The organism is Lysobacter sp. GQ73 (assembly GCF_059758755.1).
In genome coordinates, this window is sequence record NZ_JCAXEE010000022.1 from 1 (window position 1) to 996 (window position 996).

2 protein-coding genes are annotated in these 996 nt (G+C 68.2%); one reads left to right on the plus strand and one right to left on the minus strand.

Features of this window, described 5'->3' with window-relative positions; genetic code table 11:
- Positions 1-388: hypothetical protein (locus tag AC6CH2_RS22485; protein ID WP_498271157.1), on the plus strand; the 388-nt coding region annotated here is incomplete at its 5' end.
- 220 nt (positions 389-608) lie between these two features.
- On the opposite strand, the gene AC6CH2_RS22490 is transcribed toward AC6CH2_RS22485, so the two are convergent.
- Positions 609-996, minus strand: a 388-nt coding sequence (locus AC6CH2_RS22490; protein WP_498271158.1) for a hypothetical protein, incomplete at its 5' end; no start/stop codon positions are given.

Genomic DNA, 996 nt, shown 5'->3' on the forward strand with positions numbered 1-996 from the left:
GGCGACCGCATCGGGCAGCGCCATCGTCTGCACCTTCACCAACGTCGCCCAAGTCGCCGACTTGGTCATCACCAAGACCAACACACCCTTGGCCGGCGACAGCGACCAGGCCAACGACACGTTGGTGCGCGGTGCGACCACCCAATACAGCCTGCGCGTCACCAACAACGGACCGGTATCGGTGACCGGTGCGGTGGTGCGCGACACGCCCGGCGCCGGCCTGAATTGCCCTGCCGGCAATATCGTCAGCTGCAGCAGCGTGCCGGCCGGCGCCTGCCCGGGCGCACCGAACCCGATCCTGATGAGCGACCTGACCGCGGGCGTGGCCCTGGGCACGCTCTCGGTCGGAACCGTCGCGACCCTGAGTTTTTCCTGCACCGTGCTGTGAGGCCGCGGCGGACGCAGATCCGCCGCCTTCCTTTTGAAAATGCCGATCGCGCTTGCCGCGATCGGCGGCGAGCGCCGCCGGCGATGCGTTCGCCGGCTCTACGCTAGCCGGTTATGCAACAGTTATTGCGCGGCATCATCGCCTCGCCGCTTCGCAGGCCATGCGCGGCCGCCTGCGTCCCGCGATTCGCGCCCGCAGACAGTCCTCGGCGCGAATCTGCTTACGGCACCGTGCACGAGAAACTGAGGGTCGCCACCGCGCCGACCGGCAAGGTCCCCATGGCCAAGCCCGCTGTGAGATCGCTGATCAGGATCGGGCTCGGTGAAGTCGGGCAAGCCCCGGCGGTCGCGCTGCTGCAAGCGACGACATTGCCGGCCGGACAGTTCAAACCGCTGACCGGCGTGTCGCGCACGATGGCGCCGGTGACCGGCACCGGGCCGTTGTTGGCGACGCGCAGGCTGTATTGGGTGGCCGCACCGCGCACCAACGTGTCGTTGGCCTGGTCGCTGTCGCCGGCCAAGGGTGTGTTGGTCTTGGTGATGACCAGGTCGGCGACTTGGGCGACGTTGGTGAAAGTGCAGACGATGGCGCTGCCCGATGCGGTCGCA